The organism is Halopseudomonas sp., assembly GCF_036961105.1.
In the GTDB taxonomy this organism is placed as follows: Bacteria; Pseudomonadota; Gammaproteobacteria; order Pseudomonadales; family Pseudomonadaceae; genus Halopseudomonas.
In genome coordinates, this window is record NZ_JBALWW010000026.1 from 1 (window position 1) to 22,670 (window position 22,670).

At 61.2% G+C, this 22,670-nt stretch carries 13 protein-coding genes; 10 read left to right on the forward strand and 3 right to left on the reverse strand.

Annotation, left to right across the window (positions count from 1 at the left end; genetic code table 11):
* The first annotated feature begins 221 nt into the window (after positions 1–221).
* A complete protein-coding gene (locus V7756_RS17285; protein ID WP_335611443.1) occupies positions 222–827 on the forward strand; it encodes a porin family protein in 606 nt (201 codons plus the stop codon).
* 75 nt (positions 828–902) lie between these two features.
* On the opposite strand, the gene V7756_RS17290 is transcribed toward V7756_RS17285, so the two are convergent.
* Positions 903–2,000, reverse strand: a complete 1,098-nt coding sequence (locus V7756_RS17290; RefSeq protein WP_442909022.1) for an alpha/beta fold hydrolase — start codon at positions 1,998–2,000, stop codon at positions 903–905.
* Between the two features lie 79 nt (positions 2,001–2,079).
* Between V7756_RS17290 and glnT the strand changes: the two genes are divergently transcribed.
* The 3 genes from glnT to V7756_RS17305 all read left to right on the forward strand — a co-directional run bounded on the left by glnT (position 2,080) and on the right by V7756_RS17305 (position 5,285).
* Positions 2,080–3,441, forward strand: coding sequence for a type III glutamate--ammonia ligase (gene glnT, locus V7756_RS17295; protein ID WP_335611444.1), 1,362 nt, complete (start codon positions 2,080–2,082; stop codon positions 3,439–3,441).
* Between the two features lie 163 nt (positions 3,442–3,604).
* The gene (locus V7756_RS17300) at positions 3,605–4,618 is read left to right on the forward strand and encodes a putative urea ABC transporter substrate-binding protein (protein WP_335611480.1); all 1,014 of its coding nucleotides are present in this window, start codon (positions 3,605–3,607) and stop codon (positions 4,616–4,618) included.
* A 55-nt stretch (positions 4,619–4,673) separates the two neighbouring features.
* Positions 4,674–5,285 carry a TetR family transcriptional regulator gene (locus tag V7756_RS17305; RefSeq protein WP_335611445.1) on the forward strand — a complete coding sequence of 204 codons (612 nt, stop codon included), beginning with the start codon at positions 4,674–4,676 and terminating at the stop codon, positions 5,283–5,285.
* A 56-nt stretch (positions 5,286–5,341) separates the two neighbouring features.
* Here the strand turns inward: V7756_RS17305 and V7756_RS17310 are convergent, their stop codons facing one another.
* Positions 5,342–7,306, reverse strand: coding sequence for an alkyl/aryl-sulfatase (locus V7756_RS17310; RefSeq protein ID WP_335611446.1), 1,965 nt, complete (start codon positions 7,304–7,306; stop codon positions 5,342–5,344).
* Between the two features lie 318 nt (positions 7,307–7,624).
* On the opposite strand from V7756_RS17310, the gene V7756_RS17315 reads away from it, so the two are divergent.
* A complete protein-coding gene (locus V7756_RS17315; protein WP_335611447.1) occupies positions 7,625–8,722 on the forward strand; it encodes a carboxynorspermidine decarboxylase in 1,098 nt (365 codons plus the stop codon).
* 47 nt (positions 8,723–8,769) lie between these two features.
* Entirely contained in the window at positions 8,770–10,008 is a 1,239-nt protein-coding gene (locus V7756_RS17320; RefSeq protein ID WP_335611448.1) for a saccharopine dehydrogenase family protein, read from the forward strand.
* Positions 10,009–10,079: 71 nt separating this feature from the next.
* Here V7756_RS17320 and V7756_RS17325 read toward each other — a convergent pair whose 3' ends face one another.
* Complete coding sequence (locus V7756_RS17325) at positions 10,080–11,792, reverse strand: VOC family protein (protein ID WP_335611449.1); 1,713 nt, start codon at positions 11,790–11,792, stop codon at positions 10,080–10,082.
* A 213-nt stretch (positions 11,793–12,005) separates the two neighbouring features.
* On the opposite strand from V7756_RS17325, the gene V7756_RS17330 reads away from it, so the two are divergent.
* The 4 genes from V7756_RS17330 (at position 12,006) to recD (ending at position 22,668) form a co-directional block, all read left to right on the forward strand.
* Positions 12,006–13,355, forward strand: a complete 1,350-nt coding sequence (locus V7756_RS17330) for a glutamine synthetase family protein (RefSeq protein WP_335611450.1) — start codon at positions 12,006–12,008, stop codon at positions 13,353–13,355.
* A gap of 81 nt (positions 13,356–13,436) precedes the next feature.
* Positions 13,437–16,910: an exodeoxyribonuclease V subunit gamma gene (recC, locus tag V7756_RS17335; RefSeq protein ID WP_335611451.1), complete on the forward strand. Its 3,474-nt coding sequence runs from the start codon at positions 13,437–13,439 to the stop codon at positions 16,908–16,910.
* On the forward strand, positions 16,907–20,566 hold the full coding sequence (gene recB, locus V7756_RS17340) for an exodeoxyribonuclease V subunit beta (protein ID WP_335611452.1): 3,660 nt from the start codon (positions 16,907–16,909) through the stop codon (positions 20,564–20,566). Before recC ends, recB begins: the two co-directional genes overlap by 4 nt.
* Positions 20,563–22,668 (forward strand): exodeoxyribonuclease V subunit alpha, encoded by a 2,106-nt coding sequence (gene recD / locus V7756_RS17345; RefSeq protein WP_335611453.1) that lies wholly within the window; start codon positions 20,563–20,565, stop codon positions 22,666–22,668. Before recB ends, recD begins: the two co-directional genes overlap by 4 nt.
* Positions 22,669–22,670: the final 2 nt, after the last annotated feature.

Below are 22,670 nucleotides of genomic sequence, written 5' to 3' on the forward strand. Positions count from 1 at the left end.
TTCCAGCTTCCAGCTTCCAGCTTCCAGCTTCCAGCTTCCAGCTTCCAGCTTCCAGCTTCCAGCTTCCAGCTTCCAGCTTCCAGCTTCCAGCAATATAGGTCGCTGGGGGCTAGCGCGCTTTCTTTATTCTGCTCTATGATCTGAGCGCCCAACGCAGAAGTGCGATAAGGCAAGGAACGCCGCCAAGAAGGCGGTTTGCAGGTACATGGAGACATAAAAAGATGTTCAAAAGAGCGCTGTTCACCGCCACACTATTCAGTCTGGCATCTATTTCTGCCGTTACACAGGCTCAAGAAACCAAGCCCTATTTGTTTGCTAGTTTGGGTCAATCCGATGCAGATGTGCCCAAAAGCGACTTTGATGATTTTTGGGGGGTTGTTCCGGGTGTGAGCACTTCGCTCGACACCGAAGATACCGCCTGGAGAATTGGCGGCGGGTTGGAGCTTAATCAGTACGTCGCGTTTGAGTTTGAATACATCGACCTGGGTGAGGCTGCTTATCGGGCTACCAATGGCTTTGCCAGTGCACGCACCGATCTCGCTACGGATGGGTATGGCATGAATGCCGTGTTCAGTTTGCCGCTGGAAAGCTTCAGTCTGTTCGCCAAGGCTGGCTACCATCGGCTGGAAACTGAGGGGGAATTCAGTTCCACTTTCATGGCCGCGGAAAGTGAGACGGTAGAGGAGTGGGTCTTATCCTGGGGAATAGGCGCGGGTTATGACTTGACTGAAAACGTCACCATCGTTGCTGAATTTGAACGCTTCCAAGACGTTGCAGACTATTACGATGTCGACCTGATGTCTGCTGGGCTGCGCTATAGCTTTTGATTCTTTTGAGCATGCTGCATCGTTGAAAAGGGGGGGCTATATGCCTCCCTTTTTAGTTTAAGCGCCACATCGGGTTCATCGGGCGTTCAGTAGTCGTTCTAACGCCTCATGGATCGTCTGAGTATCTTTTGTGTTACGTCCCGGCCCTCCGGCGCAGTGCCCCCATTCGGACTCAAGCAAGGTGAAGTTGGCGTTGGATATCTGGTTAGCCTCCCACTCAGCATCCGCTTTGGTGAAGTAGAGGTCAGTACTGCCAGGCATGATCAGGCAGCGGGCCTGGATTGCGCCAAGAGCGGCGCCCATGTCTCCGTTGAATACTGGATTGCAGCTGATGTTGGCTGTTTGCCAGGTGTGCAGCATAGATAACAGGTCGTTGGCATCCTGCTGCAGGTGATCCTCTTCCCAAAAGCGCAGTAGCTCTTCAATGGATTGATGGCCGAGCTGCCGATAGGTTTCGTTGCGGAAAAACGCCTGGCTATACGCCCAGCCGGCATAGACGCGAGCAAAAGCCTTTAGGCCTGCGGCAGGAGGTGTGGTGTAGTTGCCTTCGTTCCAGACCGGGTCGCAGGTGAGCGCGGCTTTCACTCCTTCGAGAAACACTTGATTATGCGGCCAACAGCGTGCTGTGGCACAAATGCTGGCGGCCGCATGGACTTGCTGTGGATAGAGAGCTGCCCATTGTAACGCCTGCATGCCGCCCATTGACCAGCCGGCCACGAGCGCGATGGCCGCATCGGAAAAATGTGTTTGCACCAGTTGGTGCTGCAGCCGCACGTTGTCGTACAGGCTTATTTTGGGAAAGCGTGCGTTTCGCTGATCTGGATGTGCGTTGCTCGGTGAGCTCGACCGGCCATTGCCCAGAAGATTTGGTATCAGGATGCAATAGCGCTCTGGGTCGAGGGCGCTCGCCGCACCAATCAGGGGCAGATTGCCCTCATGTGTGCCACCGTAGTACGTCGGGAGCAGTACCAGGTTGTCTTTGTCTGGATTCAGTCGGCCTACCTGGACGTAGCTTAGCCGAGCGTCAAGCAGCGTTTCGCCGCTTTGCAGGCCGAAGTCGCCGGCCTGGTACGTCTTTGCAACTCGCTGAGTTTCATACATAAATTCGTGATCTGCCTGTCCGGTTTGGTTCTGCCAACGGGTATTAGTGTAAAGATGCTTCAGTGTATACATGCATGCTGGCATGTATGTTGAATGAAAGATTCGTACCAGTTACCGCAGCGGGTGCGGTCAGAATCAACGGAGTATCAGCATGAGTGAGCACGCCACAACCGAGCAACTTAAACAGCGATTGCAGGACCAGGGCGTCAAGTACGCGCTGGGCGGTTATGTAGACTTGCACGGCATCATCAAGGGCAAGTTTGTACCGCTGGAACACCTCGGCCGCATGATCAAGGGCTCGGAGCTCTACACGGGCGCTGCGCTGGATGGCGTGCCGCAGGACATCAGCGACAACGAAGTGGCGACCATGCCCGACGCGGCGACCGCCACCGTATGCCCGTGGAACCCGGAGCTGGCCTGGTTCGCCAGTGATCTGTATCTGGACGGTGCGCCTTTTGAGGCCTGCTCGCGCAATATTCTCAAGCGGCAGGTTAGCCTTGCAGCGGATCTGGGGCTGACCTTCAACCTGGGCATCGAGACCGAGTTCTTTCTGTTCAAGGACAGCGAAGACGGTTCTTTCGAGCCCATCAGCGGCCGCGATACCTTGGCCAAGCCCTGCTATGACCCGCGCGGATTGATGGACAACATGCCCATCATCGGAGAGCTGGTCGAAGCAATGAACGCTATGGGGTGGGATGTTTACTCCTTCGACCATGAAGATGCCAACGGACAGTTTGAAACCGATTTCACCTATACCGACGCGCTGGGTATGGCTGACCGGCTGGTGTTCTTCCGCCTGATGGCCAACGAGATCGCCCGCAAGCACGGCGCTTTTGCCAGCTTCATGCCCAAGCCTTCCGCCACGCGCACCGGCAGTGGTGCGCACTACAACATGTCATTGGCTGATCGGGAAACTGGAAAAAATCTTTTCGACGTGGCCAACGGCAGTGACCCGCACGGTTGTGGTGTGACCGAGATGGCTTACCACTTCATTGCCGGCATCATGAAGCACGCCAAGGCAATCAGTGCGGTCATTGCGCCAACGGTCAACAGCTACAAGCGTCTGGTGCGCAAGGGCAGCATGTCGGGCTCGACCTGGGCGCCGGTGTTCGTCTGCTATGGCAACAACAACCGCACCAACATGCTGCGTATCCCATCCCAGGGCGCGCGGGTCGAATGCCGTGCGGCGGACATCGCCTGTAACCCCTATCTTGGCGCAGCCATGATGCTGGCTGCTGGGTTGGAAGGCATTCGCGAGGGCATGGATCCGGGCGCACCGCACCGCGAGAACATGTACAACTACACCGACCAGCAGGTCCGCGATATGGATATAGAAATGCTGCCGCAAAACCTGGGTGAAGCCATCGACGCGTTCGAGGCGGATCCGCTATCCAAAGCGGTGTTCGGTGAGGCCATGTTCAGCAGCTTTGTTGCCTACAAGCGCCAGGAGTGGACCGAGTATCACACCCACGTCTCCGACTGGGAGCTCAAGCGCTATCTCAAGTTCTTCTGATCCGAGCGGGCCGCTGCTGGCGGCCCGGTTCTTGCTGTCTACCTGTAACAAGGTGATAACTAAAACCATCTGGAGTAGAACCATGAAAAAGTCCGTACCTTTTGCACGACGTTTCAAGCAGGTTGTATCCGGGGCACTGATCGCATTGGCGGCCACAACAGCGATGGTGCCGGCTGCCTCAGCGCAAGAGAAAGACAGTTTCAAACTGGCCTGGAGCATCTACGCCGGCTGGATTCCGTGGAAATACATTGACGAATCGGGCCTGATGAAAAAGTGGGCCGACAAGTACGGCATCGAAGTTGAGATCGTGCAGATCAATGATTATGTCGAATCCATCAATCAATACAGCGCCGGTCAGTTTGACGGCGTAGTCGCCACCAGCATGGACGCACTGTCGATTCCTGCCGCCGGGGGAGTGGATACCACGGCGCTGATTGTCGGCGACTATTCCAATGGCAACGATGGCATCGTGATGAAGGGCAGTAGTGATCTGAAAGACCTCAAGGGGCAGCAGGTCAATCTGGTTGAGCTTTCTGTTTCGCATTATCTGTTGGCCCGTGCGCTGGACTCGGTGGGTATGAGCGAGAGTGACGTCACTGTGGTCAATACCAGCGATGCTGATCTGGTGGCCGCTTTCAATACCCCGGATGTGAAGAACGTGGTGACCTGGAATCCGTTGCTGGATGAGATGCTCGGCATGCCGGGGGCCAACCGCGTGTTCGACTCCAGCCAGATTCCCGGTCACATCAAGGATCTGACCATCGTCAACACCCAGACCCTGAAAGACAATCCGGCACTGGGCAAAGCTCTGGTTGGCGCTTGGTTTGAACTGATGGCGGACATGGGCACCGACAGCGAAGCAGGGCAGAAGGCTCGCGCTGCTCTGGGTGAAGCCTCGGGTACTGACCAGGCAGGTTATGAAGCGCAGTTGGCAGGCATGAAAATGTTCTGGCAGCCCGCTGATGCGTTGACGTTCATTCGCAGTGCTGAGGCGGTGGAGGCGATGGACAGCGTGCGTCAGTTCTCCTTCGAGAAAGGGCTGCTGGGTGAAGGTGCCGACTCTGCCGATTTTGTCGGTATCAGCCTGCCGAACGACAAAACCCTTGGCGATACCGGTAATATCAAACTGCGTTTTGATACCGAGTACATGCAGATGGCAGCCGATGGCGCTCTCTGATCAGGCCTGACTGTTGCCGGCAGCCAGGTTGCCGGCAACACCTGTTGGAACACCCATGCGCAGAACCAAAGAAGACGCGGAAAAAACCCGCCTCAAGATTATTGAAGCCGCGCTGACGCTGTTCAGTCGCAACGGCTACTCCAATACCACATTAGCCATGATTGGCACCGAGGCCGGTTACAGTCGCGGGCCTATCTACTGGCACTTCAAGAACAAGGACGACCTGTTTCAAGCGGTACTGGCTTACTCGCAGGAGCCGCTGGAACAGTTGGTGGCGCAAGCGCGTGAAGCCGATCTACCGCCAGTGGCCACCATAGAGCGCTTTGTTGCGCGCTGGCTGGAGCTGCTGGTTGAGGATGCCTGGTTTCGGCGGTCGTTCGAAATCCTGTTGAACAAGACCGAGCTGACCGACGCGGTTGCAGCGACGCTCAAGCGTGAGCGCAAACTGACGCGCAGCATGATAGGCACCTTGCAGGAGCTGATAGTGGCGGCACAGGCCAACGACAGCGTGCCAAAGACGCAAGCGCCAGAGCAGTTGGCACTGTTGATCTACACCCAGCTGATGGGCGTGACCCAGAGCTGGCTGTTTGCACCGCGCTTGTTCAACCTTGGCAAGCAACGAGCATTCTTTACCGGACGGTTGATGATTTCATTACAGCAACCCTGATGCAAATAACCCGCCGAGTGGCGGGTTATCTATGCTGCCTAGCACGCCGTGGCGGCTTAATCCTTTATTGGCTCAATGATCGGGAAGCTGCCGGAAGGTACTTCCAGCATCTGCAGCAGCCCGAAGAAGGCTTGAGGCTCGCCCGATACCTTGATCTGGCCAGCTTTCACCGCATCCGGGAAGGTGGTGCGTTTCAGCAGGATTTGGTTCAGCGTTTCACGCGTCATTACAACGGTGGCTTGTGCTGCATCATCCTGGGTATTGGCGCGATGGGTCAGCGTTGAGTGCTCCAGATTCAGGCGGTAATTTTCCTTGGTGTCGGTTAACTGCCAGTTGATCACCAGATGTTTGCCAGCGGCTTTGTCGGCGTCCAGGCGCACTCCCATCAAATCAAAGAACATGCCGGTGTCCAGGGCCTGCAGTACGTCGGGCGAAAGTGAGCCGTCCGTGGGCTTGGTCGAGCCGTCGCGCAGCTCCATGGCACCGGTGAGATACGCGCCGCGCCAGGTGCCGGCCTCGGCCTGATAGCCCAGCTGTTCCAGGGCATCTGCGCCCAGCTCACGGGCTGCTTGATTGCCGGGTTCGGCAAAGACCACCTGACTCATTACCGAGGCTACCCAGCGGTATTCGCCGTTGGCGTAATCTTCACGCGCCTGCTCGATCACCTTGTCGGCACCACCCATGTATTCAACCGTTTTGGCTGCGTTCTGCTCGGGTGGCAGCGGGTTGAGGTTGGCCGGGTTGGCATCGTACCAGCCCATGTAGCGCTGATAGATGGCCTTGGCGTTGTGGCTCAGCGTGCCGTAGTAGCCACGGGCATACCACTGTTGATCCAGACTTTCGGGCAGTTTGAGCTGCTCGGCGATATCGCCCGGCAGGTAGCCCTTGTTGATCATGCGTACCGATTGATCATGCAAGTATTTGTACATGTCGCGTTGCACCGACAGAAACTGCTTGGTTTTGTCCTCGCCCCACACAGGCCAATGGTGCTGACCAATGAGTACGTCGGTGTCGTCACCGAAGCGCTCCAGTGCTACATCGATATAATGCGACCAGGCACTGGCGTCGCGCACCGCCGCGCCGCGGATGGTGTAGACGTTGTGCATGTGCTGGCTGGTGACTTCGCCGGTATCCAATACCTTGAACTTGGGGAAATACATCATCATTTCCGACTCGGCTTCGGTGCCGTGGGCCATCTGGAACTGCACTTCGATGCCATCGATGGTCAAGGTAGCGTTATCCGGCACGGTATCGGTGGGGGCAATCAGGGTGCGATCTCCCTTGGATAGCGCCTTGCCTAGGCCGGTGTCGACATGCCCGCGCTCGCCCGGTGGCAATGTGGCACCAAACTGGTAGGCAGCGCGGCGGCTCATCGCCGGGCCGGCGATCACGTTCTCGGATACCGCGTGCTCCATAAAGCCAGCCGGCGCGTAGACGTGCGCCTTGCCGGCCTTGACGTCTGCCTCGTCGAGCACGCCTTTCACTCCGCCCCAGTGGTCAACATGGTTGTGGGTGTACAGCACCGCAACAACAGGCTTCTCGGGACGGTTCTGGTAGTAAAGGTCGAGACCGGCCTTGGCGGTGGACGGAGACAGCAGGGGGTCGATGATGATCAGCCCGGTGTTCCCTTCAATGATGGTCATGTTGGCCAAATCCATACCGCGAATCTGATACATGCCATCGGTCACCTTGAACAGACCGTGGATGGCGTTGAGGCGCGCCTGACGCCAGAGGCTGGGGTTTACTGTGGCGGGGGCATCTTCCTTGTTGAGGAAGTCGTACTCGCTCATGTCCCAGGCAACCGAACCGTCTTCATTGGTGACCTTGCCGTCGGGCAGTTTGGCGACAAAACCGCGCTCGGCGTCGCTGAAGGCTTGCTTGTCGGCAAAGGGCAACTGCTGCAGCACCGCCTTGTTATGGGCGGCGGTTGTTTCGGTAGCGGGATTGGGGGCGGCGAAGCTGCTCAGGCTGATGCTGGCAGCCAGCGCGCTCAAACAGTGAACTAGGGTGCGTGATCGCATCGGGTGTCTCCCTGAAATTGGCTGGCGTCGATTGGACGACGCGCTTTTGTTGTAAGCGGACAATGGATGGCGCTGTATCAACTATAGGTAGAGGACGCGTGATATGGCTAATGCATTTTTATTGTTATTTTGATGCCTGTAGTGCATTGGCGCGGGCCTTGAAGTGAAATTGCAGCATTGCCGGTGTACCCTTGGCATCGTCGCGTGGCCGGCTGCGGGGGAATTTTTTATCGAAGCAGCGGCCTGGTTAAACTATAATCGCGCGCTTTTCCCACGCCCGATACCCCGGGCTTTTGCCAGCTGGAGGTCACGACCGAATTGATCAAGACGCCGTACTATCTCATCGACAAGAGCAAGTTGAAGCAGAACATGGAGAGGATCGCCTATGTGCGTGAACACTCCGGAGCCAAGGCCCTGCTGGCCCTCAAGTGTTTCGCCACCTGGTCCGTGTTCGACTTCATGAGTGAGTACATGGATGGCACCACTTCCTCTTCCCTGAACGAGGTCAAGTTGGGGCGCCTCAAGTTCGGCGGTGAAACCCACGCCTACAGCGTGGCATACGCCGACGACGAGATTGAGGAAGTCCTGCACAATTCGGACAAGATCATCTTCAACTCCATTAGCCAGCTGACGCGCTTCAGCGATGCCTCTGCGGGCACCGTGCGCGGCCTGCGGCTCAACCCCGGCGTCAGCAGTTCCGACTTTCTGATTGCGGACCCGTCGCGCCCCTTCAGCCGGCTTGGCGAGTGGGATGCGGCCAAGATCGAGGCCGTACTGCCGCTGATTTCCGGTTTCATGATCCACAACAACTGCGAGAACGGCGACTTTGCCTTGTTCGATCAAATGCTCGGTCAGATTGAAGAGCGCTTTGGTCACCTGCTGCAGCAGGTCGAGTGGGTCAGCCTGGGTGGCGGCATTCACTTTACCGGCGACGATTACCCGGTAGATAAGTTCTGCGCGCGACTCAAGGCTTTCTCCGAGAAGTATGGCGTGCAGGTATATCTGGAGCCAGGCGAAGCCGCCATCACGCTCAGCACCTCGCTGGAAGTGACGGTGCTCGATACGCTTTATAACGGCAAGCAGCTGGCGGTGGTCGACAGCTCGATCGAAGCGCACATGCTGGACCTGCTGATCTACCGTCAGGACGCCAAGATGGCACCCTGCGACGGCCCGCACCAGTACATGGTGTGCGGCAAATCCTGTCTCGCCGGCGATATCTTCGGCGAGTTCCAGTTTGATCGCGAGCTGAACGTTGGCGATCGCCTCTCCTTTATCGACGCGGCCGGTTACACCATGGTCAAGAAAAACTGGTTCAACGGCGTGAGCATGCCCGCCATTGCAATCAAGCAACTTGATGGTGAAGTGCAACTGGTCCGTGAGTTCGGTTTCCAGGATTACCTAGAAAGCCTCTCCTGAGGCCACAACCCCAGCCTTTATCCAAGGAGGCGTTGCGAGGAAGAGTGATGAAAAAGAACGTTCTGATTATTGGTGCCGGCGGCGTAGCCCAGGTGGTTGCGCACAAATGTGCGCAGCACAACGATGTGCTGGGCGATATTCATATTGCCTCACGGACCCTCGAAAAGTGCCAGGCACTGGTCGACAGCGTGCGCGAGAAGGGCAGCTTGAAAGCGGCCGGTGCGCTGCAGGCCCACGCGCTGGATGCGCTGGATGTGGAGGCCACCAAGGCGTTGATCGCCAAGACCCGGTCGCAAATGGTCATCAACGTAGGCTCCGCGTTCGTCAATATGTCGGTGCTGCAGGCGTGTATCGAAACCGGCGCTGCGTATCTGGATACCGCCATCCACGAAGATCCGGCCAAGATCTGCGAAACCCCGCCGTGGTATGCCAACTACGAGTGGAAGCGCCGTGAACTCTGCGAGCAGAACGGCATTACCGCCATTCTGGGGATCGGCTTTGACCCAGGTGTGGTCAACGCCTATGCCAGCATCGCGGTCAATGAATACTTCGACAGCGTGGACGCGATCGACATCATCGATATCAATGCCGGCAGCCACGGGAAGTACTTTGCCACCAACTTCGATCCGGAAATCAACTTCCGCGAGTTTACCGGTCAGGTCTGGTCCTGGCAGAACAGTCAGTGGACCAGCAACCAGATGTTCGAGGTCAAGCGCACCGACGATCTGCCGGTGGTCGGCATGCAGACCAGCTACATGACCGGCCACGATGAAGTGCACTCGCTGTCGCAGAATTTGAAGGTGCCGAATGTGCGCTTCTGGATGGGCTTTGGCGAGCATTACATCAACGTCTTTACCGTGTTGAAGAACCTGGGCCTGCTGTCCGAACAACCGGTCACCACCGCCGAAGGGCTGGAAGTAGTGCCGCTCAAGGTGGTGAAGGCCGTGCTGCCCGATCCTTCTTCGCTGGCCCCGGATTACAGCGGCAAGACCTGCATCGGTGATCTGGTCAAGGGCAAAAAGGACGGCAAGGACAAGGAAGTGTTCATCTACAACGTGGCCGATCATGCGGAGGCCTATGCCGAAGTGGGTAGCCAGGGCATCTCCTACACCGCCGGTGTACCGCCAGTCGCGGCAGCGATCCTGATCGCCAATGGCGTCTGGGATGTACAGAAGATGGTCAATGTGGAAGAGCTGGACGCCAAACCCTTCATCAACCTGCTGAACGACATGGGGCTGCCGACCCGCATCAAGGACGAGCAGGGCGACCGCGCACTGAGCTTCTGACAGCGGGTTCCAAGTGCGGTTAGCGGTAATAAAAAGGCCAGCTTCTCAGCTGGCCTTTTTAGTTTCGCGCTTCAGGGCGTGTCTGTTGGTTGCCCCCAGGGCGCAAGTAGTACTTTCAGCAGAGTACCGTCAGCATCCTTGGCGTAGCCCACCAGTTCACCCTCGCGTCCGGGTTCCTCTGAAAGCTCTGGCTCCTGCACTACGCGCTTGCCGGCTTCATCGATAGTCTCGATAAAGGCCTCGGGTGAGGCGCTGGCGATCTCCAGCTTCACTGGGTTGTCGGTGTAGTTGCGCGGCGTGCCGTTGGTCCAGTTCATCAGCACCAGCGCTGAACCGCCGTAGCCTTGCAGAATGTACTCGTTGTACTGGCCGGGAATGGGCAGAAACAGCGAGACCTTGAAGCCTAAGGTGTCGGCGTAGAAGGCTTTGGCGGCAGCAAGGTCACTGACGCCGATGCCGAAGGCGCCAAAGTAGGATTCTGTAGCGGCGCTGTCGCCGACGATCTCGATCAGGTTGTTATCCAGGTCGCGGCCAAAGCCGACTATCGCGTTGCCCAGCGCAGGGCCCTGGTCAACCGGCTCAACAAGTACCACGCCGCCGGCATCGCGAATGTCCTGCGCAAAGACATTGGCGTCTTTGGCGTAGAACACCAGCTTGCCCGGATTCTGCCGGTAGTTGCGGGTAACCCCATCGGTAAAGCCCATGAGGATCACTTGCGAGCCGCGGCCGTCAGCCGACTCCAGTACCACTTCGTCACGGTCGTCGCGGCTGCGACGCGCCACTTCGCGCATGCCCAGCCCGTCCTGATAGAAGGTCAGTGCCGCCTCCAGATCGCTGACGCCGATGGCAGCGCCGCTCAGGTACGCGCGGATCGATTGCCGAATTTCCAGCAGGGTGCCGTCGGCATCGCTGGCATAGCCTACCAGGGCGCTATTCAGGTCGCCCTCGGTTGAGGGCGCCGGGGGTTGGCTGACGCTCTCGCCGGCCTCGCTGATGGCATCACTCAGGCGTTGCGGTTGGGCGGCAGCCAGCTCCAGCTTCACTGGGTTGTCGGTGTAGTTGCGCGGCGTGGCGCTGGTCCAGTGCATCAGCACCAGGGCGGAGCTGCCGGGGACCGGCGAGGTGAGGATGTACTCATCGTACTGGCCGGGAATCTGCAGAAACTGGCTCTCTTCGAAGCCCAGCGTATCAACGTAGAAATCGCGCGCCGATTCCAGGTCGGAAACACCAATGCCGAATGCGCTGAAGTAGGAATCGGTAGCGTCGTCGCTGCCGGTGATTTCGATCAGGTTGTTGTCCTGGTCGCGACCAAAGCCCACCACAATGCCGCCAACACTAGCCTGTGGGGCTGGCGGTACGGTGATGCGTCCGCCAGCCAGGGCGAAACGCGCGGCAAAGGCGGCGGGGTCTTTTGCGTAGAACACCAGCTTGCCCGGGTTCTGCTGGGTGTTGCGGCCTACGCCGTCGGTGTAACTCATCAACACCACGTTGGAGCCGCGTTTGTCGGCAGACTCCAGCACCACCTCGATGCGGTCATCGCGGGTCAGACGGTCGATTTCACGCATGCCCAGGCCTTCGGTATAGACCTTGATAGCAGCCTCCAGATCAGCGACGCCGATGGCAGCCGCTCGCAGGTAGAGGGTGTTTTCGCGGGTCTCGGCGGCAGGCGGAGGTGGTGCAGGGGTATCGGATGAATCGCTACCGCCGCCGCTGCTCAAGCAGCCGGACAGCAGTAGTGCGAGTAGGCCAAGGCTGAGCCTTGCGCGACAGACAACTGATTTCATGGGGTTACCTTTTTATTGTCGTTATGGTGTTTGGGGAGATGCCATACAGCAATAATGAATGAATGTTCGTTCATTGTGCAAGGGGAATCATTTGCCGCCTGCCGCGTTGGACCTGAAGCAGGCCCGCCGCCCGTATTGGTTTCCGTTCAGGCGGATGAGGTATGATCCGGCAACGCCATTTTCGGCAAACCGGCCAGCAAAGGTAGTAGCGCCATGACGTCCCCCCTATCTGCAGTCCCCATGTCCGAGCGGTTGGCGGGTGTGGCCGATATCGAATGTGTTACCCCGGATCTGAACGGGGTGCCGCGTGGCAAGGTCATGACGGTGGAGGGTTTTCTCAGCGAACGGCGCTTGCAGCTGGCGCGCGGCGTGCTGCTGCAGTGCATCATGGGCGGCTATCCTGAAGCCGAGTTCTATGGTCACGACGATGGTGATCTGGTGCTTTCCCCCGACCCTGACCAAACACACGTGCTGCCCTGGCTGGACCAGACCCGCGCGCTGGCGATCTGCGAGGCTGTGGAGCTGGATGGACAGCTGTCGGGCCTCTCGACCCGAGCGTTGTTGCGCAAGGTGATTCACCAGTATGCCGAGCGCGGCTGGACGCCGGTGGTCGCCACCGAGCTGGAGTTCTTTCTGTTCGAGCCCAATCGCGACGATACCCAGGCGTTTCAGCCGCCGGTCGGGCTGGACGGCCGCCGCGAAGTGGGTGCTGGCGCCTTCAGCGTCAGTACCAGTAACGGTCTCAAACCCTTCTTCGACGAGATCAGCGCGGGCATGGCGGCCCTGGGCATCCCGCGTGACACCTTCATGCATGAGATGGGCGTCAGCCAGTTCGAGATCAACTTTGTGCATGGCGATCCGGTACTGATCGCCGACCAGACCTTTCTGTTCAAGCACATGCTGCACGAGGTGGCGCTCAAGCACGGTCTGATCGCCGTGTGCATGGCCAAGCCCCTGGCGCGCGTACCCGGCTGCTCGATGCACATTCACCAGAGCGTTGTGGATCAGGGCAGCGGGCAGAATATATTCACCGACGCGGCGACGCAGGCGCCCACCGCTGCCTTCGAGCATTTCATTGGCGGTCTGCAGCACTGCATGGCCGAGTTGACGCTGCTGATGGCACCCCATGTGAACTCCTATCAGCGTTTCTGCCACGCCTACGCCTCGCCCAACAACCTCTGCTGGTCGCACGATAACCGCGCCGCCGGGCTGCGTATTCCGGCCAGCGAGCCGGTCGCGCGCCGGGTGGAAAACCGCCTGCCGGGCGCCGATGCCAACCCCTATCTGGCCGTGGCGGCCTCGCTGGCGGCGGGATTGTACGGTATCGACAATCGCTGTGAGCCCGGCGCGCCGGTGCAGGGCCAGTTCAGCGCGCCGGATGAACTGGTGCTGCCGGGGACCCTGCACGACGCTATCCAGCGGTTGGACCGCAGCGCCATTGCCCGTGAATTGTTTGGCGCCGAGTTCATCGACGGTTACCTGGCCAGCAAGCGTATGGAGCTGGAGAGTTTCATGGACGAGATCACACCCTGGGAGCGGCGCTATCTGGGCAGTCAGGTATAAGCTGTAGCGGCGCGCCTGCGACTGGCTTTGTCGCAGGTCTGTGCCAGAATGCCCATCTTGTTTAACGCCCACGGAGCCTAAATGCAGCACGCCGACACCCTCTCGCCCGGCTTGATGATCATTCATGGCAACCGCCTGGAGACCCTGCGTCAGCTGGTGGTGGACTGGATGCGCACGCATCCGCTCGCGCCGCTGGAGAACGAGGTGATACTGGTGCAGAGCAACGGTATCGCGCAGTGGCTGCAAATGGCCCTGGCGGCAGACCCTGAGCAGGGCGGTAGCGGCATCGCCGCCGCATTGGATGTGCAGCTGCCGGCGCGCTTTCTGTGGGACAGCTACCGCGGTGTGCTAGGGCGAGAAACTGTGCCGGAGCAGTCGCCACTCGACAAGCAACCACTGCTTTGGCGGCTCATGCGCCTGTTGCCGGAGCTGCTGGGGCAGCCAGCTTTCGCGCCGCTGCAGCGCTTTCTTGCCGACGATAGCGACTGCCGCAAGCGCTACCAATTGGCCGAGCGCCTGGCCGATCTGTTCGACCAGTATCAGGTGTACCGCGCGGACTGGTTGAATGACTGGGCCGCTGGGCAGGATCGCATCGGCCTGGCACGGGAAGGCTATCGCCCACTGGCAGAGGAAGAGCTGTGGCAACCGGCGCTCTGGCGTGCGGTATTGGTCGATGTGGGTATCGAGCACTTGAGCGACAGCCGCGCCGGCATTCACCCGCGCTTTGTCGAGCACCTGCTGAACGCCGAGCAGCGCCCGGCGGCGCTGCCGCGTCGAGTCATCGTATTCGGTATTTCCTCTCTGCCGGCACAGACGCTGGAGGCGCTGGCAGTGATCGGACGATTCAGTCAGGTACTGTTGGGCGTACTCAACCCCTGCCAGTTTCACTGGGGCGATATCGTCGCCGATCAGGATCTGCTGCGGCACCAGTATCGCCGCCAGCAGCGCAAACCCGGTACGCCGGTTGCGCTGGATGACAGCAGCCTGCACCAGCACGCCCATCCGTTACTCGCGGCCTGGGGCAAGCAAGGGCGTGACTACATCAACCTGCTGGATCAGCACGACGAGCGCGCGGCCTATGAAGCGCGCTTTGCCGACCTCAACGGCGGCCGGGTGGATCTGTTTGAAGCACCGCCGGCGAGCAGCCTGCTGGCGCAGCTGCAGAGCGATATTCTCGAGCTGCGCCCGCTGGCGGAAACCCGCGAGCAATGGCCGCCGCTGCAGGCCGCAGAGGAGCACTCGCTATGCTTTCACATTGCCCACAGCCCGCAGCGCGAGGTTGAAATTCTGCATGACCAGTTGCTGGCCGCCTTTGCCAAGGATGCCACGCTGAAACCGCGCGACATTATCGTAATGGTGCCGGACGTGAATACCTATGCACCGCACATTCAGGCGGTGTTCGGGCAGTACAGTGCGGATGATCCGCGCGCCCTTCCCTATACCCTGGCCGATCAGGGCCAGCGCGGCCAGGAGCCGCTGCTGATTGCGCTGGAGCACCTGCTGCGCCTGCCCGATAGCCGGCTACCGGTGAGCGAAGTGTTTGATCTGCTCGATGTGCCCGCGCTGCGCAACCGTTTTGCGCTGAGTGAGGCGGAGCTGCCCACGCTGCACCGCTGGATAGAGGGTGCTGGGGTGCGCTGGGGGCTGGACCAGCAGCGGCGCGAGGCGCTGGGCCTGCCCGCTGGACTGGAGGCCAACAGCTGGCGCTTCGGCCTGCGCCGCATGTTGCTCGGCTATGCCGGGGGCAGCGCTGGCGCCTGGCAGGAAATAGAACCCTTTGATGAAATTGGTGGCCTGGATGCGGCGCTGATCGGCCCGCTCAGCCAACTGCTGCAGCAACTCGATCGCCACGAACAGCAGTTGCGTGAACCCGCCGCCCCCGCGGTCTGGGGTGAGCGTCTGCGTCAATTGCTGGCAGATTTTTTCAGCGCCGATACCGAGCGCGACCAGTTGCTGTTGGCGCAGCTGCAGGAGAGTCTGGCCAACTGGTTGGAGCTCTGTGACCGGGTCGCACTCGACACCCCCTTACCACTCAATGTGGTGGCCGAAGCCTGGCTGGACGGCGCCGGCCAGTCGCAGCTCAGCCAACGTTTTCTGGCCGGTGCGGTAAATGTGTGCACGCTGATGCCCATGCGCGCCATCCCGTTCCGGCATATCTGCCTGCTAGGTATGAACGATGGCGACTACCCGCGTGCGCAGCCGCCGCTCGACTTCGATCTGATGGGCCGCGACTATCGCCCCGGCGATCGCTCGCGCCGCGAAGACGACCGCTACCTGCTGCTTGAGGCGCTATTGTCGGCCCGCGATAGCCTCTATATCAGCTGGGTAGGGCGCAGCATTCGCGACAACAGCGCGCGACCGCCCTCGGTATTGATCGGCCAATTGCGTGACCACCTGGCGGCGGGATGGCAAATGGCCGATGGCCGTGACCTGTTGGCGGCGCTGACCACCGAGCACCCATTACAACCCTTCAGTCGCAGCTATTTTGATGCCGACTCGACGTTGTTCAGCTATGCCAGCGAATGGCGCGCATTGCACGACGCCACACAGTTTGCACAGCAGAACACACCGCTCGCGGCGCAGCCACTGGAGGCCCCCATAGAGCTGGCCGCGTTGCAGCGCTTTCTGCGCCACCCGGTTGAGCACTTCTTCAGTACCCGGCTGAAGGTCTGGCTACAGGAGCAACACAGCAGCGCCGAGGATGATGAACCCTTCGCGCTCGACGGCTTGCAGCGGCACCAGCTCAGCCAATGGTTGCTGGAGCGTGTGCAGCAGGCGCCGGTGGATGCCGACTGGGACGCACTGCTGATCCAAGAAGCCGCCCGCATGCAACAGCGCGGCGCGCTGCCGCTGGCCGGCTTCGGTGATCTGCTGCGCGAGCAATTGCTCGAGCCCCTGCAAGATCAGCTTCAGCGGTATCGCCAGCAGGCCCTGCTCTGGGATCAGGTGTTGGCTCACCCGCTGGCACTGGAGGCCAGCGCGCCCGGTATCGCCGTGGTCAGTTGGCTGGCGGGCGTACGGTCATCGACCGAGCTGGGCGGCCTGATGCGCCTGCAGTTGCTGACCGGCAACGCGCTGGATGCCAAGGGCAAGGCGCCGCGCTGGCGCAAGTTGCTCAACGAGCTCAGCCTGCATTTGCTGGCCGCCGCCAGCGGCCACCAACTGACCACCTGTCTGGTCACTGCCGATGCCAATATCCAGCTGTTGCCGCTGGAGCAATCGCGCGCCGTGGCCATCTTGCGCGATTGGTTGCTGGGCTGGCAGCAGGGGCTCTGCCGGCCGTTGCCGGTAGCCGTGGAGACCGCCTTTGCCTACCTGCTTGAAACCGATGAAGACAAGGCGCTGGACAAGGCTCGCAGCTGTTATGAAGGCTCAAGCTACTCACTCGGCGAGCGCGACAAGAGCGTGGCGCTGCAGCGCAGCTATCCCGACTTTGCCAGCCTGACCGAGAGCGAGGAGTTTGCCGGTTGGGCCGAGGCGCTGTATCAACCGCTATTGAACGCCTGTGTGGATGGCTGGCTGGAATTTCGCCCAGCCGGGGAGTTGGCGCAATGAATGCAATCACCCCGCAATTGCCCCTGGCGCTGCGCTGTCCGCTACGCGGCAGCCGGCTTATTGAAGCCAGTGCCGGGACTGGCAAGACCTTTACCATTTCGGCACTTTATCTGCGCCTGGTACTGGGGCACGGCGATGAGCACAGCGCCTTTGGCCGCGAACTGCTGCCGCCAGACATTCTTGTGGTCACCTTTACCGATGCCGCCACCCAGGAGCTGCGCGACCGCATCCGGGCACGTCTGGTGGAGGCAGCGCAGGCGTTTCGTGGCGAGCTGGCTGAGCCGGACCCGATTCTGGCGCAGCTGATTGCCGATACTGACGTGGCGCAGTGGCCGAGCTGTGCGCGCAAGCTGGATATTGCCGCGCAGTGGATGGACCAGGCGGCCGTCTCGACCATTCACAGCTGGTGTCAGCGCATGCTGCGCGAGCACGCCTTCGACAGCGGCAGTCTGTTCACCCAGACCCTGGAAACCGACCAGCGGGAACTGCTGGCTGAGGTAGCGCGCGATTACTGGCGGCTGCACTGCTATTACCTGCAAGCCGATGCGTTGCACTGGGTCGATAGCTGCTGGCAGCAGCCCGATGCGTTGTTGGCCAAGGTGCGGGTATTGCTCGACCAGCCCTTGCCGGCGGCAGATCAGGGTTTGCAGGCCCTGATCGACAGCGGCCTGCAACAGGCTGCCCAGCAACTGGCAGCGCTCAAGGCGCCCTGGCTTGGCTGGGTGAATGAGCTGGAGGCGCTGCTGGAGCAGGCGCGTGAGGCCAAGGCGTTCAACGGCACGAAAATGAACCGTGGTCATCTGGCGGGCTGGCTGGACAAGTTGCGCAGCTGGGCAGCTGATGACGATCAGCTCAAACTCGATATTGGCAAAGGCTTCGAACGGCTGACGCCGGACGGGCTTACCGAGATATGGAAAGCGGGCTCGCCACCCCAGCATCCGGCGCTGGATGCCATGGTTGGGCTGCCGACCGAACTCGCGGCCATTCGCGGGCCGGAGCAGGTGGCGCTGCGGCACGCCGCCCTCTGGATCAAACAGCGCTTTGAGTCTGAGAAGCGTCGCCGCGCGCAAATGGGCTTCGATGACATGCTCACCCGTCTGGACGCCGCGCTGCAGGGCGACAACGGCGAGCGCCTGGCGCAGGTAATTCGCCAGCAGTTTCCAGTCGCGATGATCGACGAGTTTCAGGATACCGATCCGCTGCAGTACCGGATTTTTGATCGTATCTACCGCGTGCAAAGCAACGACCAGGACAGTGCGCTACTGCTGATCGGCGACCCCAAGCAGGCGATCTACGCCTTTCGCGGTGCCGACATTTTCACCTACCTGAGTGCGCGCGCCGCCACCGTCGGCCGGCATGAAAACTTGGACACCAACTTCCGCTCCAGCGAAGCCATGGTCTCGGCGGTCAACCGGGTGTTTGAGCACGCCGAAGCGCAATTCCCGCGCGCGGCCTTTCTGTTTCGCCAGGGTGCTGATAATCCGCTGCCGTTTCTACCGGTGCGGGCGCGCGGGCGCAAGGAGGTCTGGAGCATGGCCGGCCAGCCCGCAGCGGCCCTGACTGCCTGGTACCTGCCCAGCGAGGTGCCGTTGAGTGGCGAGGTCTATCGTCAGCAAATGGCCGAGCGCTGTGCCAGTGCCATGACCGAGATACTGCTGGCCGGGCAGCGCGGCGATGCGGGCTTTGCGCATCCCGATCGCGGCCTGCAGCCGGTGCGCCCGGCCGACATGGCGGTGCTGGTGCGTACCGGGCGTGAGGCACAGGCCATTCGGCAGGCACTGGCTGCCCGTGGGGTGCGCAGTGTTTACCTGTCCGATAAGGACTCGGTGCTCAATACCCAGCAGGCGCAGGATCTGCTGCGCTGGTTGTGCGCCTGCGCCGAACCTGGCAATGACCGCCTGCTGCGCGCGGCCCTGGCCAGCACCACGCTGGGCCTGAGTTGGGCCGAGCTGGAGCTGCTCAATCAGGACGAGCGGCTGTGGGAGCAGCGCGTGGATCAGTTCCGCGACTTCCGCCGCCGGTGGCAGCGCCAGGGCGTGCTGCCAATGCTGCACCGTTTGCTGCACGACTTTCAGTTGCCCGCGCGCCTGCTGTTGCAGAGCGACGGCGAGCGCAGCCTCACCAATCTGCTGCACCTGGCCGAGTTGCTGCAACGCGCCGCGCGCGAGCTGGACGGCGAGCAGGCGCTGATTCGCCACCTGCGCGAGCTGATCCAGCAGGCGGGCGAGGGCGCCGGCGAGGACCAGGTATTACGCCTGGAAAGCGACGCCGAGCTGGTCAAGGTGGTGACCATCCACAAATCCAAGGGCCTCGAATACCCGCTGGTGTTTCTGCCCTTTATCAGTCACAGCCGGCCAGCGAAAAAGGGCGAGCCGGTGCGGGTGCACGATGGCGAACGCTCACGGCTGGAGCTGGAGCCGGATGAAGCGACGCTGCGACGCGCTGACCAGGAGCGCCTGGGTGAAGATCTGCGCCTGCTCTATGTGGCGCTGACCCGCGCCCGGCATGCCTGCTGGCTGGGGCTGGCGGACCTCAAGAGCGGTCAGAGCAAGGCCTCGGTACTGCACCATAGCGCCATCGCCTACCTGCTGGCCGGTGGTGAGCCCTTGCCGGCCAGTGAGGCTTTGGTCGGCTGGCTGCAGGCCTGGCAACCCGATGGTCAGGTGCTGAGCGTTGCGCCGGCGCCAGAAATCGCTCGCCAGTGCTATCAGCCGCTGCTGGCGCAGAGCGCCGAACTCAGTGCGCGTACGCCCACTCACAAACGTTTTGCGTCCTGGTGGATTGGCTCCTACAGCGCCCTGACCATCAGCAACGAGCAACCGGCGCTGCCGGTAGACAGTCCGCTGGCCGAGCGCATGACCGATGATGAGCGCCAGTCGCGGTTTGTACCGCTGCGCAAGGGCGAGTTGCACTCTATTCATCGCTTCCCGCGCGGCCCGCAACCGGGCACCTTCATTCACGGTCTGCTGGAGTTGGCCGCGGCGGAGGGCTTTGCCGCCTTGGCCGAGCCGGCGCAGGCACTGGATTGGCTTTATCCGCGCTGTCAGCGTCGTGGCTGGGGGGATTGGGCGCCCTGTCTGAGCGAATGGCTGAGCAGCTTGCTGCGTCGCCCTGGGCTGGTGCCAGAGACCGAGCTGACCATGGCTGCGCTGCAGCGCGGGCAGTATCAGAGCGAGATGGAGTTCATGTTCAGCGCGGCCCACGTGGATGTGCAGCAGATTGATCAACTGGTCTGCGCGCATACGCTGCATGGCGTCGCGCGAGCACCTTTGCAACGGGACCGACTGAACGGCCTGTTCAAGGGATTTATCGATCTGGTGTTCGAGCATGACGGGCGTTACTACGTGTTGGATTACAAGTCCAACTGGCTGGGACAGGGGCCGGCGGATTACAGCGACGCGGCCATGACCACGGCGATGGCGGAGCACCGCTACGACCTGCAATACGTGTTTTATATTCTGGCGCTGCACCGCCAACTGCGCGCTCGCCTGCCGGATTACGACTACGACCGGCACATAGGCGGCGCGCTCTACTGGTTTGTGCGGGGGATAGAATCAAGCACTGGCGGGCTCTGGCAGGATCGCCCACCACGCCAATTGATAGAAACGCTGGACCGACTGTTCGCCGGCCAGCCGCTAACGGAGGTCAGCGCATGATCGAAGATCAGCTCGACCTGCTCGGCGAGCCCGCTGCCGAGCCGATCAAAGACACTGGCGGCGAGATTGTTACTGACATTGCCACTGATCCCTTGAGTGACAGCAGCGCGCTGCTGGAGCTGCTCGGGCAATGGCAGGCCAACGGCTGGCTGCGCGCGCTGGACATCGCACTGGCCCAGTTTCTGCTGGAGCAGGTGTCCGATACCCCGGCGGGCGTGCTGCTGGCCGCCGCGCTGGTCAGCCATCAGCTTGGCCACGGCCATGTTTGTCTGGATTTGCCGGCCACCTTGCAGGCGCCGGACTTCGCGCTGTCGCTGCCGCCGGAAGGGGAGAGTGCCGGCAGCACCCTGCTGCCATCGCAACTGCTGGCGGGTATGAGCTTTGAGCAGTGGCAGGCAGAGCTGGCGCAGAGCGGCGTGGTGGATGCCCAAGGCAGCGCACAGAGCGGAAGCCGGCCGCTGGTCTTGATTGGCCAACGGCTGTACCTGCGCCGCTATTGGCAATACGAGCGCCAGGTCGTGGCCGGCCTGCGCGAGCGCTTGCAGCCCATGTCGGTGGCGGACGATCTGCCCGCCCGCTTGCAGGCGTTGTTTGCCGATAGTCAGCAGCAACCCGATTGGCAGCGCATTGCCTGCGCGCTGGCCGCGCGCGGGCGCTTCAGCATCATTACCGGCGGCCCCGGCACGGGCAAAACCACTACGGTGGTGCGGTTGCTGGCGCTGTTGCAGGCGCCGGCGGTCGAGCAGGGCCAGCCGCTGCGTATCCGCCTGGCGGCGCCCACCGGCAAGGCGGCCGCGCGCTTGACTGAATCCATCGGTAAACAGGTTGGCCGCCTGCCGGTCGACCCGTCGGTGCGCGATGCGATCCCGACCGAGGTAGGCACCCTGCACCGGCTGCTCGGCAGTCTGCCGGATAGCCGGCACTTCCGACATCATGCAGGCAACCCGCTGGCGCTGGATGTGCTGGTGGTGGATGAAGCCTCGATGATTGATCTGGAGATGATGGCCTGCGTGCTGGCAGCGTTGCCGCCGGGTGCGCGACTGATTCTGCTGGGCGACAAGGACCAGTTGGCCTCGGTCGAGGCCGGTGCGGTGTTGGGCGATCTTTGCCGTGACGCGGATGCCGGGTATTACAGCGAGCAAACCCGCGACTGGCTGGAGCAGGTCAGTGGCCAGTCGTTGGCACAAGCTGCCTTGCAGACCGGTGATGCGCAGCGGCACGCGCTGGCCCAACAGACCGCCATGCTGCGACACTCCCACCGCTTTGGCGCTAATAGCGGCATTGGCGAGCTGGCCCGTGCTGTTAACCGCTGCGCTGCCGAGCCGGCTCGAGAACTGCTCAGCCGTGGTGTTTTCGCGGATATTCGCAGTCAGCGCCTCAGCGGCCCATCTGATCCGGCCTTCGCCGTATTGGTGCTGGGCAGTGAAGATGGGCTGCCCGGTTACGCTGCCTATCTGCAGGTGCTGGCGCAGCAGCGGCCTGATTCCGAGGTGCCCGCCGCGGACCCGCAGTGGCAGGCCTGGGCGCGCGCCGTGCTGCAAAGCTTCGAACGCTTCCAGTTGCTGTGCGCTGTACGTAGAGGTGACTGGGGCGTGGAAGGTGTGAATCAACGAGTCGCGGCGCTACTGCAGCGGCGTGGCCTGCTACGCAGCGAGCAGCTCTGGTATGAGGGTCGCCCGGTGCTGGTGACGCGCAACGATTACAGCCTGGGGTTGATGAACGGCGATATTGGCATCGCCCTGCGTATTCGTGAACCGGCGCTGGTGCCGGGCCAGGCCGAGACCGAAGCCTTGCGAGTGGCCTTTGCGCGCAACGATGGCAGTGGCAGCATGCGCTTTGTGCTGCCCAGCCGCCTACCGGAAGTGGAGACGGTATTTGCCATGACGGTGCACAAGAGCCAGGGCTCGGAGTTCGAGCACGCCGCGCTGGTGTTGCCCGAGGCGCGCAACCCGGTGCTAACCAAGGAGTTGGTCTACACCGCAATCACCCGCGCGAGCCGACATTTCACCTTGCTGGAAAGCCGCCCCGGGGTATTCGAGGCGGCGGTACAAACGCCGGTGCGGCGCATCAGTGGGTTGGATCTCAGTCCAGACGCCTGCTGATG

Excerpts from the sequence above, each read along its gene's own strand:
- V7756_RS17285 (WP_335611443.1), top strand. The coding sequence starts at position 222 with ATGTTCAAAAGAGCGCTGTTCACCGCCACACTATTCAGTCTGGCATCT.
- V7756_RS17290 (WP_442909022.1), bottom strand. The coding sequence starts at position 2,000 with ATGTATACACTGAAGCATCTTTACACTAATACCCGTTGGCAGAACCAA.
- glnT (WP_335611444.1), top strand. The coding sequence starts at position 2,080 with ATGAGTGAGCACGCCACAACCGAGCAACTTAAACAGCGATTGCAGGAC.
- V7756_RS17300 (WP_335611480.1), top strand. The coding sequence starts at position 3,605 with ATGGTGCCGGCTGCCTCAGCGCAAGAGAAAGACAGTTTCAAACTGGCC.
- V7756_RS17305 (WP_335611445.1), top strand. The coding sequence starts at position 4,674 with ATGCGCAGAACCAAAGAAGACGCGGAAAAAACCCGCCTCAAGATTATT.
- V7756_RS17310 (WP_335611446.1), bottom strand. The coding sequence starts at position 7,306 with ATGCGATCACGCACCCTAGTTCACTGTTTGAGCGCGCTGGCTGCCAGC.
- V7756_RS17320 (WP_335611448.1), top strand. The coding sequence starts at position 8,770 with ATGAAAAAGAACGTTCTGATTATTGGTGCCGGCGGCGTAGCCCAGGTG.
- V7756_RS17325 (WP_335611449.1), bottom strand. The coding sequence starts at position 11,792 with ATGAAATCAGTTGTCTGTCGCGCAAGGCTCAGCCTTGGCCTACTCGCA.
- V7756_RS17330 (WP_335611450.1), top strand. The coding sequence starts at position 12,006 with ATGACGTCCCCCCTATCTGCAGTCCCCATGTCCGAGCGGTTGGCGGGT.
- recC (WP_335611451.1), top strand. The coding sequence starts at position 13,437 with ATGCAGCACGCCGACACCCTCTCGCCCGGCTTGATGATCATTCATGGC.
- recB (WP_335611452.1), top strand. The coding sequence starts at position 16,907 with ATGAATGCAATCACCCCGCAATTGCCCCTGGCGCTGCGCTGTCCGCTA.
- recD (WP_335611453.1), top strand. The coding sequence starts at position 20,563 with ATGATCGAAGATCAGCTCGACCTGCTCGGCGAGCCCGCTGCCGAGCCG.